The 15,143-nt window shown below is 46.9% G+C and carries 11 protein-coding genes and 1 tRNA gene; 7 read left to right on the top strand and 5 right to left on the bottom strand.

Annotation, left to right across the window (positions count from 1 at the left end; translation table 11 throughout):
- Positions 1 to 156 precede the first annotated feature (156 nt).
- The 3 genes from EZE20_RS16245 to asnS all read right to left on the bottom strand — a co-directional run bounded on the left by EZE20_RS16245 (position 157) and on the right by asnS (position 3,567).
- Positions 157 to 924 (bottom strand): hypothetical protein, encoded by a 768-nt coding sequence (locus tag EZE20_RS16245; protein WP_132119579.1) that lies wholly within the window; start codon positions 922 to 924, stop codon positions 157 to 159.
- Between the two features lie 109 nt (positions 925 to 1,033).
- Entirely contained in the window at positions 1,034 to 2,119 is a 1,086-nt protein-coding gene (locus tag EZE20_RS16240; protein WP_132119577.1) for a complex I subunit 1/NuoH family protein, read from the bottom strand.
- Positions 2,120 to 2,130: 11 nt separating this feature from the next.
- On the bottom strand, positions 2,131 to 3,567 hold the full coding sequence (gene asnS / locus EZE20_RS16235) for an asparagine--tRNA ligase (RefSeq protein WP_132119575.1): 1,437 nt from the start codon (positions 3,565 to 3,567) through the stop codon (positions 2,131 to 2,133).
- A gap of 318 nt (positions 3,568 to 3,885) precedes the next feature.
- On the opposite strand from asnS, the gene rpoN reads away from it, so the two are divergent.
- The 5 genes from rpoN (at position 3,886) to EZE20_RS16210 (ending at position 8,409) form a co-directional block, all read left to right on the top strand.
- Complete coding sequence (gene rpoN / locus EZE20_RS16230; protein ID WP_132119573.1) at positions 3,886 to 5,337, top strand: RNA polymerase factor sigma-54; 1,452 nt, start codon at positions 3,886 to 3,888, stop codon at positions 5,335 to 5,337.
- An 89-nt stretch (positions 5,338 to 5,426) separates the two neighbouring features.
- Entirely contained in the window at positions 5,427 to 6,065 is a 639-nt protein-coding gene (locus tag EZE20_RS16225; protein ID WP_132119571.1) for a hypothetical protein, read from the top strand.
- Positions 6,066 to 6,105: 40 nt separating this feature from the next.
- Positions 6,106 to 6,885, top strand: coding sequence for an enoyl-CoA hydratase/isomerase family protein (locus tag EZE20_RS16220; RefSeq protein ID WP_132119569.1), 780 nt, complete (start codon positions 6,106 to 6,108; stop codon positions 6,883 to 6,885).
- 91 nt (positions 6,886 to 6,976) lie between these two features.
- Positions 6,977 to 7,050: transfer RNA gene (locus EZE20_RS16215), tRNA-Arg, on the top strand.
- A gap of 180 nt (positions 7,051 to 7,230) precedes the next feature.
- Positions 7,231 to 8,409 (top strand): site-specific integrase, encoded by a 1,179-nt coding sequence (locus EZE20_RS16210; RefSeq protein ID WP_132119567.1) that lies wholly within the window; start codon positions 7,231 to 7,233, stop codon positions 8,407 to 8,409.
- A 61-nt stretch (positions 8,410 to 8,470) separates the two neighbouring features.
- On the opposite strand, the gene EZE20_RS16205 is transcribed toward EZE20_RS16210, so the two are convergent.
- Both EZE20_RS16205 and EZE20_RS16200 read right to left on the bottom strand, forming a co-directional pair.
- Entirely contained in the window at positions 8,471 to 9,880 is a 1,410-nt protein-coding gene (locus tag EZE20_RS16205) for a hypothetical protein (RefSeq protein ID WP_132119565.1), read from the bottom strand.
- Positions 9,881 to 9,893: 13 nt separating this feature from the next.
- Positions 9,894 to 13,946, bottom strand: a complete 4,053-nt coding sequence (locus EZE20_RS16200; RefSeq protein ID WP_132119564.1) for a phage tail tape measure protein — start codon at positions 13,944 to 13,946, stop codon at positions 9,894 to 9,896.
- A gap of 169 nt (positions 13,947 to 14,115) precedes the next feature.
- On the opposite strand from EZE20_RS16200, the gene EZE20_RS16195 reads away from it, so the two are divergent.
- Together EZE20_RS16195 and EZE20_RS16190 are read left to right on the top strand one after the other, a co-directional pair.
- Positions 14,116 to 14,541, top strand: coding sequence for a hypothetical protein (locus EZE20_RS16195; RefSeq protein WP_132119562.1), 426 nt, complete (start codon positions 14,116 to 14,118; stop codon positions 14,539 to 14,541).
- A 91-nt stretch (positions 14,542 to 14,632) separates the two neighbouring features.
- Entirely contained in the window at positions 14,633 to 15,079 is a 447-nt protein-coding gene (locus EZE20_RS16190; protein ID WP_132119560.1) for a peptidase associated/transthyretin-like domain-containing protein, read from the top strand.
- The last annotated feature ends 64 nt before the right edge of the window (positions 15,080 to 15,143 follow it).

Raw genomic sequence — 15,143 nt, 5'->3', positions numbered from 1 at the left:
AAACATTAGTATACAAATATGTATAAAATAAGTAATCAGGAGGCAAAGTTAGTTTACAATTTGTTCTTTAAAAATACAGGTAACTATCTTTAAATCAGTATTTTGTCAAAACTAACATCTAATAGCCTAGCAGCAAACAGCTCTTATAATACCTGATTAGTTAAGAGAAGGTTTTTCAAAAGAAGTAAAAACAGTAGACGGCAACTTGCTGAACACCTGAATATCCGTCAGTTGACGCTGCCCACGATCTCCGGAAAGCATGATTTTTCCGTGCTGTTTATAGTTTTTCCAGGGCAAAACAAAATTTGGTTTTTCACTGTCAGCCTTCGCAAAATAAGCCCACTGAGTTACCAAATTCGATTCCGGACTAATCCAGACGTGGTATTTATTTTGGGGAGTATCGCCCACACGCTCAAAAGTCAGTTGAATTTTTTCGGCATCGGCTCCGTCTTCGGTTTTTTCTGGACCTACGTATTTCAGCGTAACACCCGAGTCTTTTAATTTATAGGGCATCACCAGCCAATATGCATCGTTGATCCAGGCGCTGTGGCCTTGGCTGAGATACTTCGCCACGGAATCGGGTTGAGTCAATTCCTGTCCGTTTTTCATCACTTTTCCTGCTTTTGTATTAATATTCACCAGCGTGATCTGATCGGTTTTGAGATAATCAATGCGCACATCGCCCGTCCATTTATCCCAGGTGAGGCGACGGTTTCCGAAAAAATTCCAGGTAATGAACCGGGTTTTATCCCAATTTTTACGCCCGCCGAGCGCTTCCATTACGTCATCAGCCAGGGCTACGGCTTTGGCGTCAGACCCACTGAGGTTGAAGCCATCGGCGGGTGGATTTGCATTTTTTTGGGCTGAGGCCGAAAAACTCAGGCTGCTCAGCAACAGCAGAACAAAGAAGGAGAATGTTTTCATGACGAACGATTTGGTGATTTTGGTTTCAAAAGAGCATATGGTACTTTCCTATAACCAGTGAACGGTGCATTTTGTGCAAAAGAAAGTTAGAAAGCGTACAGCATGTTGTTTAAACACCCAGCAATCGCCAGACACCCGAGACGAAGAACAGCACCAACCCGACGGGCGTGAGTACTTTCCAGCCCAGATACATCAGTTGGTCTACGCGCAGTCGCGGGAGTGTCCAGCGCACCCACATCTGTACCAGCACTGCCAGTAACGCTTTGGTCAGAAGCCAGAACGCACCCGACAAATAGCCCATCCAGGTACCCGGCTCGCCGCTTGTCCAATCGGCCAGGCGAATAGCTCCGATATTTGGAAAGGGAGTGTTCCAGCTGCCCAAAAACAGAATAGCGCCCAACAGTGAAACCAGCAGCATCATGCCATATTCGGACAGCATCAGCAGGGCGTAGCGCATGCCGGAATATTCGGTATGAAAGCCACCCACGAGCTCCGATTCGCCCTCGGGCAAATCAAAAGGAGCCCGGTTGCATTCGGCGAGTGAGGCAATAAAAAAAACAACGTATGCCAGTAAAAGAAATGGATTGCGAACAATATTCCAGGATAAAACTCCACCCGTTTGTGTCACATCAATGCCCAGGTCGCGTAATCCAAAAAGATAGATAGGGTCAGGAGAATAAATGCCTTGCTGAAAACTGATTTCCTGTAAATCAAGGGTTTGGGATAGCATCACGACGCACAAAATGGCCAGTCCCAACGGAATTTCGTAGGAAACAATCTGCGCCACCGAGCGCATTGCGCCAAAAAGTGAATATTTATTATTGGAGCCCCAGCCCGCCATCAGGATTCCGATGACATCGACCGACAAAATCGTGAGCAGGTAAAAAACACCAACCGCAGCACCCGAACCGCTCAGGCCGGGGGCAAGCGGCAACACGGCATAGGCCGCAAAAACGGCCGCAAAAATCACGAAAGGCGCCGCCAGAAACAGCCATTTGTCGGCGGCTTTGGGTACAATATCTTCTTTTTGTAATAGTTTGAGAAGATCAGCAATCAGCTGCAACAATCCCCATTTTCCTACCTCCATAGGTCCCATCCGGTCCTGAATGAAAGCCGATACCTTGCGTTCAAGGTATACGCCAACCACCACAAAACCCGGTACCATCAGTAAAAAAATAAGGAGTGTTGCAAACATGCGGACTACGATTAAAATTCAGCGCTTTTAGGGAAACGTGGGAAAGGAATTACGTCGCGGATGTTGCCCATGCCCGTCACAAACTGCACGAGACGCTCAAAACCGAGGCCAAAACCAGCGTGCGGAGCCGTGCCAAATTTGCGGGTTTCGAGGTACCACCACAGGCTTTCGGGCTCAATGCCCACTTCCTGCACGCGTTCGAGCAAAATGTCATAATTTTCTTCCCGCTGACTGCCGCCAATGATTTCGCCGATTCCGGGAAACAGCACGTCCATGGCACGTACGGTTTTGCCATCTTCGTCGAGTTTCATGTAAAATGCCTTGATCGCACGGGGGTAGTTGGTCAGAATTACTGGTTTTTTAAAATGCTTTTCTACCAAATAACGCTCGTGTTCGCTTTGGAGGTCAATGCCCCATTCGACGTGATACTGAAACTTCTTCTCTTTATGTGGTTTTGATTTAACCAGAATATCAATTGCTTCTGTGTAGGTCAGGCGCTCAAACGGATTTTCAACCACAAATTTTAACTTTTCCAGCAAAGGCATGGAACGTTCGTTCTGAGGCTTGTTTTTTTCTTCTTCTGCCAGGCGATTTTGTAAAAAAGCCAGGTCATCAGCGCATTGTTCGAGTGCCGTAGAAATAACCGATTTGACAAAATCTTCGGCCAGATCCATGTTGTCTTTCAGCTCAAAAAAGGCCATTTCGGGCTCAATCATCCAAAATTCAGCGAGGTGGCGGGTCGTATTTGAATTTTCGGCACGAAACGTCGGACCAAACGTATAGATTTTGGAAAGGGCCATTGCCCCAAGTTCTCCTTCAAGCTGTCCTGAAACGGTGAGGTTGGTTTCGCGACCAAAGAAATCTTCCTTGTAGTCAATTGCGCCGTCTTCCGTACGGGGTGGTTTGTTCATATCCAGCGTTGTAACGCGGAACATTTCCCCGGCGCCTTCGGCGTCAGAAGCCGTAATGATTGGCGTATGCAGATAAAAGAATCCGTTGTCGTTATAGTATTTATGCACCGCAAAAGCGAGGGCATGCCGCACCCTCAAAATAGCGCTGAACGTGTTGGTTCGGGGGCGCAGGTGAGCAATTTCCCGTAAAAATTCGAGCGAATGTTTTTTGGGTTGCAGCGGATATTCGTCCGGGTCGGCTGTGCCATAGACCTGCACATGCTCAATTTTTACCTCTACTGCCTGACCGGAGCCCTGAGAGGCTACGAGTGTTCCTTCGATTCGCAGGCAGGATCCCGTGGTGATGAGGCGGAGGGTGTCGTCGGGCAGTTGACCGGGTTCGGCGACGGCCTGTAAATTATGAATCGTGGAGCCGTCGTTGAGCGCTATAAAAATGGCATTCTTGCTTTCGCGCTTGGTGCGTACCCACGCTTTGACTTCAACGGTTTGACCGATTTCGGTGCTTTGTAAAATCTGTTTGATCTGTACAGGACCCATACGTATACTTTTTTCAATTAATCAGGGCGCAAAATTACGAATTACATGCCGAAAACCTACGGCTATCGCCGGGAATCGTACGAAGTGCTTTAGGTTGATTGAAGACTAGATCTCCCTATTTATTTAAAAAATTTAGTTATTTAATTCATTGATTGTCAATAAAATGTATACTTTTTAATTTTTTTTAATACTTATTTATAACATTATAGTCTAAATTGGCATAGCTATTGATAAGGCTCTTAACTAGGAAAAAGGATATTGAGGGGAAGGAAAGTGGACGAACACCTAAAAATGCGTATGACCAACAACTACTAATTCATGCAAAAGCTGATCATTAATCAGGGACTCCTGCAAAAACTGTCTCCTCAGCAGATTCAGTTTATAAAGCTATTGCAGATTCCTACGGCCGAGCTAGATACCCGGATCAAAGAAGAAATGGAGGTAAATCCTGCCCTTGAAGAAGGACAGGAAGAGAATACTGCATCGGAATATGACGATGAAAGAGGCGATGACGGGGAATTTGGAGAACATTCGCATGAGGAATTGGAGCTGGAAAGTTATATCAATCATGATGAACTGGGCGGCTATAAAATGTACGGCGACGGTGCCTTTGGCAACGAAGAAGATCGGGAGTTTCCGGTGGCTACCCGTCTGACCCTGCACGATAGCCTTTATCAGCAGTTTGGATTCATGAATTTGCAGGAACAGGAGCGAATGCTCGGTCTGCACCTGTTAGGGAGTATTGAAAATGACGGCTACCTGCGCCGACCGCTCAAATCAATTGTGAGCGACCTCGCCTTTACGCAGGGAGTATATACTACTGAAACGGAGCTCAAATGCGTCTTGAAAAAGATCCAAAGCCTCGAACCGGCCGGGATTGGAGCAAGTAATTTGCAGGAATGTCTGCTATTGCAGTTGCGCCGAAAAAATCAGTCTGATCTCATCGTTCAGCTGGCGTTGCAGGTGATTGAGCATTATTTTGAAGAATTTTCTAAAAAACATTACGAAAAAATTCAGAAAAGGCTGGGCATGAGCCAACAGGAAGCCTTCGATGTGCTCACGCTCATTACACGCCTGAACCCCAAACCCGGCTCAGTTGAGGGAGACGACGACCGCTCGCACTACTTAACTCCTGATTTTATTCTGATCAATAACAACGGACGGCTGGAAGTCAGTCTTAATTCCCGCAATGCCCCCGAACTGCGGGTGAATCGTTCCTTCGCCGAGATGCTTGATACGTATTCCAAGAGTGATAAAACCAATAAAAATGTACGCGAAACGGCAACTTTCGTAAAACAGAAACTGGACTCGGCCAAATGGTTTATTGATGCCATCAAGCAGCGGCAAGCCACGCTGATGCGCACAATGACGGCGATTTTGAACTATCAGTATGAGTTTTTTCGGGAAGGAGATGAAGGCAAACTGCGCCCGATGATATTGAAAGACATTGCGACAATCATCGATATGGACGTGTCAACGGTGTCGCGCGTGGCAAGCAGCAAGTGCGTGCAAACGGAATTTGGCTTATATCCTCTCAAATACTTCTTTTCGGAAGGCATTGCAACCGACTCGGGCGAGGACGTCAGCAGCCGGGAAGTTAAAACTATTTTGAAGGAACTGATTGATCATGAGCCCAAACGGAAGCCGTTTTCGGATGATAAACTGGAAAAGCTTTTGAATGAAAAAGGCTACAATATTGCCCGCCGTACGGTAGCCAAGTACCGCGAGCAGCTCAACATTCCGGTCGCTCGTTTACGAAAACAAATTTGAACCTTTTGCAGAGATATAGTGGTGTTCGTTGGTCTTGTTGGCAATTCGGATTAATTTTATGGTCTGAAATCTAAAAAGTACCCGATCATTTGAACACCCGTCTTGCTACCGTCTTATCGGTTTTGCTGCATCCGCTACTTCTTCCGACCTATTTATTTGGAACACTCATCCTGTTAGTACCGGAGCTTTTGGGCGTCAGTGCTTTGGGCTTTCCTGCTCAAATGAGCCTACTGCTTCTCCTTTTTCTGAATACGTTCTTGGCTCCCTCACTGCTGGTTTTTTATTTTTACCGGCTCGGATACATCGAAAGTCTTCATCTCGAAACACTCAAAGATCGCCGCCTGCCGTACCTGGCCACCTTGCTGATTTACACGCTGAGTACCTACCTTTTCGGCTGGCGATTTCAGCCAATTAGTGAGCTGGCACCCCAAATTGCGGTCGTGCTGGGTTGCATAACTTTCTCTTTGGGGGTAGTCGCTCTGGTTAGTTTGAGCTGGAAAATCAGCGCCCACGCTACCGGAATGGGGGGCTGTTTGGGCGCATTGGGAGGAATCCTGACGCGCTTCGGCGACGCGGCGCTGTTTTATCCGTTGCTCGTAGCGGTACTGCTCACGGGGTTGCTCATGAGCGCACGTCTGCGCCTGAATGCCCACACGCCCGGGCAAATTGGTGCGGGGCTGGGCGTAGGACTTGTTGTCAGTATAGCAGGTATACTTCTTTTCTTTTAAGGATTTCACCCAATTTTTTTCTCGCAAAAAACCAGGCATTATGTACGAAAATATAAAATATACCGTCAGTGATGGCGTAGCAACTCTTCTCCTGAATCGCCCACAGGTACACAATGCGCTGAGCCCGGGCCTAATCCAGGATATCACCACGGCTGTACTTGCGGCCGGGCAGGATTCTACCGTTCGGGTGGTGGTGCTGACCGGGGCGGGCGACAAGGCATTTTGCTCCGGTGCCGACCTGAAAGCCGGTATGGGCGAGGCAACGAGCCTGGGCGATGCTCTGCGGAGCCGCTATAATCCTATGATTTTGGCCTTGCGCAACCTTCCCAAACCGGTATTGTGCCGACTCAACGGCCTGGCGGCTGGTGCGGGTTGTTCGCTGGCGCTGGCCTGCGACCTCGTGATTGCGTCCGAAGAAGCGTATTTAAGTCAGATTTTTGTCAATATTGGCCTGATGCCCGATGCCGGCTCGACTTTTTTCCTGCCTCGTCTGATCGGTATGAGCCGGGCGTTTGAAATAGCCTCAACCGGGCGTCGGGTCTATGCCGCAGAGGCCGCACAGCTGGGGTTAATTCACCGAGCAGTATCGGCTGCCGAACTTGACGCCGCTGTGGCCGAAAGCGTAGCCTACTACCGGCAGGCACCCACGCAGGCAATTGGTGCGATGAAACTTGCCATGAACCGTTCGATGGCCTCAGATTTGGAAACAATGCTCAATCTGGAAGCCGTAGAACAGGACCGACTCAGCGAAACTAAGGATGCGGGTGAAGGAATTATGGCTTTTTTGCAAAAAAGAAAGCCTGACTATCAGGGGATCTAAAAAAAACTGCAACTTTTTTCAAAATAGTAGGGATTAGTATTTGGTAAAACACAACTCATCCCCTATTTTTGCAGTCCGATTCAACACGGAAGGTTTCGTAGCTCAATTGGATAGAGCACCTGACTACGGATCAGGAGGTTTGGGGTTCGAATCCCTACGAGACCACAGAATACCTGCTAAATGAGCAGAAAGACCGTTTTTTCCACGTTAGGTGGTGTAAGGTGTACCCATTCGGGTACACCTTTTTTTTTGCGGGTACACCTACGTTTTTAAGTTTAGTTTGGTTACTATTGACTACATAAACCAAACATTTTGCTCAAATGACTACTAAAAAAACACTATCGGATGGAAATCCTTTTCCGCCTTCGTACCTCAAAGCGTGACAAGAGTATGGGGGCCATTTATTGCCGTGTGACGGTCAATGGGGTACGTGCTCCTGAAAAGTCACTGGCAATAAGGATCCAAAAAAAAGACTGGGACTCTAAGAGACAACGAGTTACACCAAATAATGAATCCAGTCAAATTTCTAATGCCCGACTCACCCAGGTTAAGCAAGATTTTGATGCAGCGTATCTTGAATTGCGTAGAGATGAAGAATCAATCACTGCTCGCAAGCTCGTGTCACTCGTCTTTGGTGCTAAGAGCCTTCAAAATTTATCAGAGCTTTTTGAAAGATATATACAGGAGAAAAAAACTATTCAAGTGGTATCTGAAAATTCAGAGAAAGCAGACCGGAAGTATAAAAACAACATAATGCGATTTTTCAAGGAAATTGGTCAATCGGACCCATTGGTAGAAGACATCTCTGATGAAGTTTTTCTTCGCTTCTTACGATGGCTCAAGAATCAGTACAGCACCAATTATGCCGTAAAGAATGCTCAACTTCTCAAAACGCTCGTTAAATATGCTGATGCCAAAGGTGTAATTGAAAAGAATCCACTCGAAAAAATTCCACTCAAAAAAGATACTACTTATGATACAACTCACCTTACCCAAGAGCAAGTAGCAAAATTGATACAGTTTGATTTTTCCAATTTACCCCTTCGGGAAAATACCAAAGAGTTGCTTGAAACGGAGCGTGATGCTTTTGTCTTTTGTTGCTACACCGGTCAGCATCATACCGATTATACCAATAAAGAATTCACAATCGAGGAACGAAATGGTCGTTTGTGGCTTACGGGTTATCGGGTAAAGTCCGTTGGAGGCAAAAAGGATAAGCGTTATTCGATGCCACTCCACCCAATTGCGGTGGCAATACTTCAGAAGTATGGAGGGTTAGAAGGTCTGCCAACCCGTAATAATGCCAAACGAAATCTTGTAATCAAAACTATCGGCGCCTATGTAGGACTTAATGTTTACCTAAGCACAAAGATCGCTCGAAAGACTTTTGCAAATTATTGCCTGAATGTACTCCGAATGAGGTATGAAACAGTGGCTACGCTCCTGGGACACACGTCTACGGAGTTTGTCAAGCATTATGCGGAAATTACAGATGAAAGCGTAGATGCTGAGATGCAGTTTTAGTTTAAATTTTATGCCCGTTACGGTTTTCGTAACGGGCATAAAATCAATTATTTTTGTTAATCTACACCCCCCAAAGCTCCACCTCCGAAAGCCCCCGCAGGGGCAGCCCAATCCGCTGCGCCCCGATGAGATAATTTCTGCCTTGAATATAGACCTTCATGGGTTCGCCAGCCGTTCGATGCAGATCGATCCTGGCCACATCTGATGACGTCAGATCACCGTAGAGCAGTCGCCGATCTGTCCGGGCCCGGAAACTTTCATATTCCGACCAAAAGGTTGTTGCCAAATTTGAAGAACCGTGCCAGGCAAGTCGGTACTCGCCTTCTGCGTTTCCAGCCGTTGGCTCACCTTCAATGACTCCCTTCCAGAATAGGAGCCGGGGCGCAAACTTGTTGTTCATTTGGTTGTTGATGGGGCTGATCCCCGGCTGCTCCATGGTCGGCCGGCCGCTGATCGGGTCCGGGTCGAGGGTACTGAATTTGGATTTAATGGCAAAAAGTGCTGAGTCGCCAGCCGATTGATACAGCTGAAAATCTTCCGGCCGCACTTTCATTCGTCCGTCATTACTATCGACTTCCCAGTCCAGTTCCAGGCGCCGGGCGCTTTCTGGTGCGCGCGTGGCCACCGGTGCAAACTTTCGAGACCAGTCTAATATTGGCTCCTGTTGAATCAAGTTGTCTACATACTGAATCGTCAGGATCCTGTTTCGTACATCGAAAAACAAAGCCAGGTTAAAGAGCTTCCGCAGCTCTTTCAAAAGGTCAGGAATCGTCAGCTCCGGAAGGTGATTGCTGTAATTAATAACCGTTGCAGAATCCAATGAGAAAGTATTGACCAGAATCAGGCGCTGCATGACCGGATCATCCACGAACTGACCCTTGATCTTGAAATTGCATAGAATCTCAATCTGTTTGAAGACCCACCGCAAAAATAGCATCGGGACTTTCGGAGTATTGGCCAAATATGAGCCAGTTTCATAAGTATTTATAGTGCCAGCAAAATCGGGTGGGAGGGTGGTACCATAAAATGCCGGATTAGAGATGACCGGCAAACAGTAAGCATCAGTAAGGTGATTTGCGGACGCTGTGAATTCTTCCGGAATTGATTCCTCCCCCAAATCAATTTGATTGAGTGGCGTTCGCTGGTAATCTCCGAATATTTCACCCAGATTTTGACTGTACGAAATGGAGTATCCGGTTTCGGAAACTCCCAAAAGATAGACGTAGCCACGTTCCAGGAGCTCGGATCCTTCATACTTTTCGCAGAAAAAAACCTCATTTGTAAATCGTACCTGAGGCAACCGGGCGTAGCCAAAAATCCGGTCATTCACCGTACTGAAAGGGACCATGAAGTCCAGAACCTTGGATCCACGCACTACATCAAAATCAAAAATCGGATTGTAGCGTTCCAGCACAATAGTTTGCTGTGGATTAAGATCCAGCCGGTGGCCATTTATTCGTATTTGAAGCATTGATAAAATTCGATTAGAGGTCAGATTTAGCAGAATTGGCGGTGGCCGACGCCACGGCACCCTGAATTTCATGCAGGCTCGGTCCGGTTGGCTTGTTTCGTATGTCGTTCAAAAGGGAATTGGATTGATCAATTTTGCCGGCCAGCTCCTTGATCGCACCAACCGTTTGAGCGGTGTTTTTGGCAATATTCTCCATCATCAGCTGACTTTCCCTGATTTGGGCGCTCGTGGTCGCATTGGTGGCACTGGCATCTCCATAGTCGGCGCTTCCACCATAGTCTCCATAATCCCCGTAATCGCCACCGGCGCCACCATCGTCATAATTATATTCCTCGTAGGCATAGTCCTCATATCCACTGGCAGTTGTACCATTCTTGGCGGCCTGATCCGCATCGTATTGGGCCTGCATCTGGGCATCATAGGCTTTTTTCTTTTTCTTGCTTCCAAAAAGGTAGCTCTGACCATAGCTTAGCGGCTCAATAGGAGCTTCGCCAAGCCATGCTCCATCCCGGGCAAAGATGGGAGCGCCATTGCGGTGCAACGAGCTGTGCAGTAATTTGTCAATTGTCCCTCGGTTGTTCTTATAGGTATTTCGGGAAAGGATCATAATTGGTTCATCCCCTTCCATTTCACCTACTTCCTGCTGGGTATCGCGTCTGATCAAAGCAATACCCGATTTTCCGTAACTGGATCCATGTCCCGGACCTTCCGGAACACCGGCGTTACGAACATATTTTTTCCCAGGAAGCGTACCACCTTCCGCAAAACTGGGAGGCTGTTGTTTTTTGATCATGGCAATCTGGATCCCAGCAGTCACGGCCGAAGCGGCTACGCCGATAAGCCCCAATGGCCAGCCCATGGTAGCCAGAGATTTCAATGCTGCCGCTGCCGCATTAATAATGGCCATCCCGATTTGCATCGCCTGATCGCGTTTCCAGGCTTTCAGCTTCTCGGCTCGTTCTTTTTCAGCTGCCTGAGCATTGATCCGGTCAACGCCTACCTGGTATTCGATTTTGGAAATTTTGCCCGATTTGTACTGCTCCTCCCAGCTGGCCAGTTGAGAGTTTTTTTCACGCTCAATCTTTCTCAGCTGCGATTCAAGAAATGCTTGGTTCAGCTGCTGCATACCCTGCACCACCTGGCCGGCTATTTCCAGCGTTTCAGCTCCTTTTGTGGCAAAGTCTCTCAGCCTGGTTTGGTTGGCAGCCTGTTCGTTCGAGACCTTTTGTAACAGAAAATTTGTAAAAGAATTAAAGTCCCCTTTGGCCAAACCTTCCAGAGCAGTAAAGAACTGCGTGGTATTGGTTAGCCGGTTCTGGTGCTGTTCAGCCAGGAGCCTGGTCTTTTCTGCCTGCAGATTGGCATCATTGGTTTTTAGCTGCGAAGTCAGCCGATCATCAATATTCTTGATAGCCGCTGCCCTGGCATCCGAATCCTTGATACTTTCAGCCAGACGAGCCTTTTCGTCCGCAGCTTCCATCAAAAGCTTCCGCTTTCGATACTCGTACTCCTGCGTCAGGGAGTTGATCTTGACCTGTAATTGAGCGTTGGATCCTTCCTGGGTATTGGCCAGCTGTGCTTCGGTCTTGGCCTGAAAAGCTTTAAATTCTGAATCAAAGAGCGATTTTTCCTCTTTCAGTTTAAGATCACGGGCCGCTTTTTCTTTAACTTCCGTTTCCTTCCGGAACTTGTCGCGGGTAGCGGCAATATCCTGTTCTTTTTTTGTATTGATGGCAACTTCCAGTTTGGCCAGCTGATCCTTATCCTTCACCAGCTTTTGGGCTTCTTCCAGATCTTTTTTGGCCGAAGCTTCGATGGAGGCAATCTTTCTTTTCAGATCATCGGCCTGATATTTGGCTTCCATGGCGTCAATCTTCTGAGCCGTTTGCTGATCAGCCTTTTCTTTCTTTGTCCGAAAATCGCCATTGATTTTCTCAATTTTAGCGGTATGCTCTTTTTCAAGGGCTTCCAGCCACTTGGCTTTCAGTCCGGCGTCCGCCTTTGACTTCTCGATACGCTTTTTCTCTTCGGCGTACTTGGCATTTTCATTGGCTATATTCCTTTTCAAATCATCAGCAATAGCCGTTACTTCCAGTTTGGCAATGTTTTTCAAGGCATCCTCATTGGCCTTTACACGATCATCGGCAGTTTTTTTGGAAGCATTGGAGGAATAGGCTGCCCTGGTATCAACTTCTTTGATTACCCCTTTGGTAATATCCGTTTCTGCCTTGGTTGAATTTTTGGTGATGGTTGTCTGAGTCTTTTCTGAAGATTTTTCGATGTCTTTCTGGCTGGTTTCCCACATTGAACCTATGCGCTTAAAATTAGCTTCCAGATTGGTGGTCAGGTCGGTGAAATCCATGCTTGCCAATCCACGCAATCCATCCATGACAGCTTGAATTATGGCTAGTCCGCCGCCAAGTACGGTACCGATTAGTTTAAAGACAATGGCCAGGCCTTCCATGACGGAAATGGTACTCATGCCTTCTGATTTCAAACCCAGAAATGCGCCAACAGTCTGAAAAATGGAGCCAACCGTACTGAAAAGTACTTCACCAAGGCTGACGAATACATCCAGAATCGGAATGGTACCAAGTATGACGTCTTCCATGACGGTTAGAAAACCCATGAACCCATCGACTATCCGGCCTACAATGGGGGAGAGCCCATCGCCAAGACCAAAGCTAATTTCTTCAATAGCCTTGTCCGCTTTATCAAGTTTAGCCGCCAGCGTATCATTTTTGATGTTGAATTCATCGGTAAGGGACGTAGCTTCCTGAAAGGCTTTACTTGAAAGCTCTTGCTTTTCCCGGACCAGATCCGTGTTTTCAGCCAGAACGCCCATCACTTTGATAGCTTCCTGAGAGTTCAGCCCAAGATCTTTCATCTTGGCGGCTACCTCGGTGGTCGAAAGCCCCTCAAAGCTTTCGGCAAGTTTCAGGATAAATTCGTTTGGATTGGTATTGATCAGGTTTTCTACCTCACTTTTGGCCAGGTTCATGCCCCGGGCAAATTTCTCCGATTCGGTAGCTCCAACGGTCAGCACCTTGGTTAATCCGGACGCGGCGATTTCGGAGGTTAAGCCCAGCTCCTCGAAGATGGAACCGAAGGCAAGTGACTCAGTAACTTTCGGAGCTAAATCACCTAATGCTCCAAGGCGGGCGGTGAAATCTGATAAATAGGGACCGGTGGCCAGGCCGGCCGCGCCAAGTTCGTTGACTGCGGAGCCGATCCGGAGAATCGCTTCGCCGGCTTCCAAATCTTTGGTTTCTTTGAACAGGTTAGCCAGCACACCCATTTCTTTGGCTACCTGCTCAGCACCCCCGCTGAATTCATCACCCAGGGCAACCACCGCTTTGTCGATCGCATCGACGAAGCCAAACATTTCTTCTTTCGCAATGCCGATTTGCCCACCTACCTGAGCAATATTCAAAAGGTCGAGCTGAGCGGTTCGGGTATTGATGCCTTGAAGCTGCTGGTTGAGCTCACGAACTTCGGCGTTGGTTTGACCGGTGGTTTTTTGAATATCCGCAAAAGAGTCGGAGTATTCGGCGGCAGTTTGAATGGCTTTTTTACCAAAATCCCAGATAGCTTGCCCTGCCTGCATGAGTATGTCTGCGGCAAAGGCTCCAAAAAAGGTGCCTTTGAAAGTGTCCCAGAAGCCTTTTTGGTCTTCCCCTTCGTCCTTGATCTTCCGCATTTCAGTCCGCACGTCTTTCATGCGGTCTTCAACCTGGGCAATCTCTTTGAGCTTATCGACCCATTCTTCCGAGCCGATTTTCAGGTTGGCAAGATCTCGCCCAAGCTGTTTACTAAGGCTGGAAAGCTCCCGCCAGGAGGCATCATTGATGTCAAGAGCTTTGGTGAGGTCTTTAATTTCATCCTTCACATCCGCCTGAACCTTTTTGAGTTCTTTCCAGGCCTCAGAGCCCTTTTCCCCATTTAGCTCCATAAGACGGAGCTCGGAGTTAACATCTTTAAGGCCTGATTCCAGGTTCTGAACGGTCTTTTGGGCTTCGTCACCCAGGATTTCGAGCCTCAGGCGGGCTACTTCCTCTAAATTCATGGCTATCGTACACTAGGTAGTGTACGAATATCAATGTAGGAAACGGGGGAGGGAAGGACAGAAAAACTGAGCTCAGGAATGAGAAAAATCTGGTGCCAAATTTTTGATAAGGTTGCCTTTCTAAGTTACCAATTTTTTACATTTACAAAGTTTCTAAAATCCACCCAGTATGAAATTGAAACAGACCCAGGGCTTATCGCTTATTTTCTATATTTTACTGATTATACTATCGACCTTTTCCACCAGTTGCGAAATTAGGTTACGCAGAGTTACTACGGTGTATGGTAGGGTAATTGATGAAGCAAAACAACCGGTAGATAGTATTTTGATTTTTCTAGGTTCCTCTGGTTTTTCAAAAGCTGGAATTACTTTGGCAGAAACGTTCTCGGATCAAGACGGTAATTATTCCTTCACTCTTGATGTGCCAAAGGGGTATGGCGCTGTAACAGTAGGCATTCCTTATGATCAAAATCCTAAATTCACAGAAAATTATTCCGGTATGAAAGTTTTTGAAAATAGCCAGCAAACAAACAGTTGTTGTTCGGCCGCGATCGGCTCAAAGACTCATTACGACTTTCTACTGATCAATAAATAATTTGGAAGAAACGTGTTCCCGGTTACAGGAGCTTAGCCGAGAAAGATCAATTAGCTACAAGAAACTTTCCTACCCGCCAATCAAATCAACTATGAAAGCATTGATGAAAAGACGAATGAATTGGAGTAACAAAGTAAACTTGCTGTTGATGTCAATGATGATACTAGGCCTTACTGAGTGCCAACTTGGTGGTCCCGGAAAGCGCGTCACTACCGTTACGGGTCGCGTTATCAATGAGGCAGAAGAGCCAGTTGATAGTGCAAGGGTATTTATGACATCTATCGGATTTATTCGAGGTGGAATTCCAATAGGTGATGTTACTTATACAGACGCCGATGGCAATTTTGAACTTGTTGTTGATGTACCTAAAGAGTATAAACGTGTCTCAGTGGGTATTTCTTTTAATCATAGTCTTGCCTTTTCTAATAAGTACAAGGATTATACCTATAATCAAAGAGATATGAATACAGGCTCAACTTGCTGTCCTGTTAAGATTGGATCTAAAACAACGTACGATTTTACCTTAATTTTTAGGTAAACCCATACCTTAATTCTTTCGGCCATTACATTTGGTGAGTAGCTGCGCCCACCAGATTAGGAAT

It is taken from the genome of Arundinibacter roseus, assembly GCF_004348825.1.
In the GTDB taxonomy this organism is placed as follows: domain Bacteria; phylum Bacteroidota; class Bacteroidia; order Cytophagales; family Spirosomataceae; genus Arundinibacter; species Arundinibacter roseus.
The sequence above is the reverse complement of the archived record's forward strand: the minus strand, read 5'-3'. Positions and strand labels throughout refer to the sequence as shown.

Bases quoted from the DNA above. Each gene is read 5' to 3' on its own strand.
- EZE20_RS16205 (WP_132119565.1), bottom strand. From the start codon at position 9,880: ATGCTTCAAATACGAATAAATGGCCACCGGCTGGATCTTAATCCACAG.
- EZE20_RS16210 (WP_132119567.1), top strand. From the start codon at position 7,231: ATGGAAATCCTTTTCCGCCTTCGTACCTCAAAGCGTGACAAGAGTATG.
- EZE20_RS16245 (WP_132119579.1), bottom strand. From the start codon at position 924: ATGAAAACATTCTCCTTCTTTGTTCTGCTGTTGCTGAGCAGCCTGAGT.
- EZE20_RS16240 (WP_132119577.1), bottom strand. From the start codon at position 2,119: ATGTTTGCAACACTCCTTATTTTTTTACTGATGGTACCGGGTTTTGTG.
- asnS (WP_132119575.1), bottom strand. From the start codon at position 3,567: ATGGGTCCTGTACAGATCAAACAGATTTTACAAAGCACCGAAATCGGT.
- EZE20_RS16195 (WP_132119562.1), top strand. From the start codon at position 14,116: ATGAAATTGAAACAGACCCAGGGCTTATCGCTTATTTTCTATATTTTA.
- EZE20_RS16190 (WP_132119560.1), top strand. From the start codon at position 14,633: ATGAAAGCATTGATGAAAAGACGAATGAATTGGAGTAACAAAGTAAAC.
- rpoN (WP_132119573.1), top strand. From the start codon at position 3,886: ATGCAAAAGCTGATCATTAATCAGGGACTCCTGCAAAAACTGTCTCCT.
- EZE20_RS16220 (WP_132119569.1), top strand. From the start codon at position 6,106: ATGTACGAAAATATAAAATATACCGTCAGTGATGGCGTAGCAACTCTT.
- EZE20_RS16200 (WP_132119564.1), bottom strand. From the start codon at position 13,946: ATGAATTTAGAGGAAGTAGCCCGCCTGAGGCTCGAAATCCTGGGTGAC.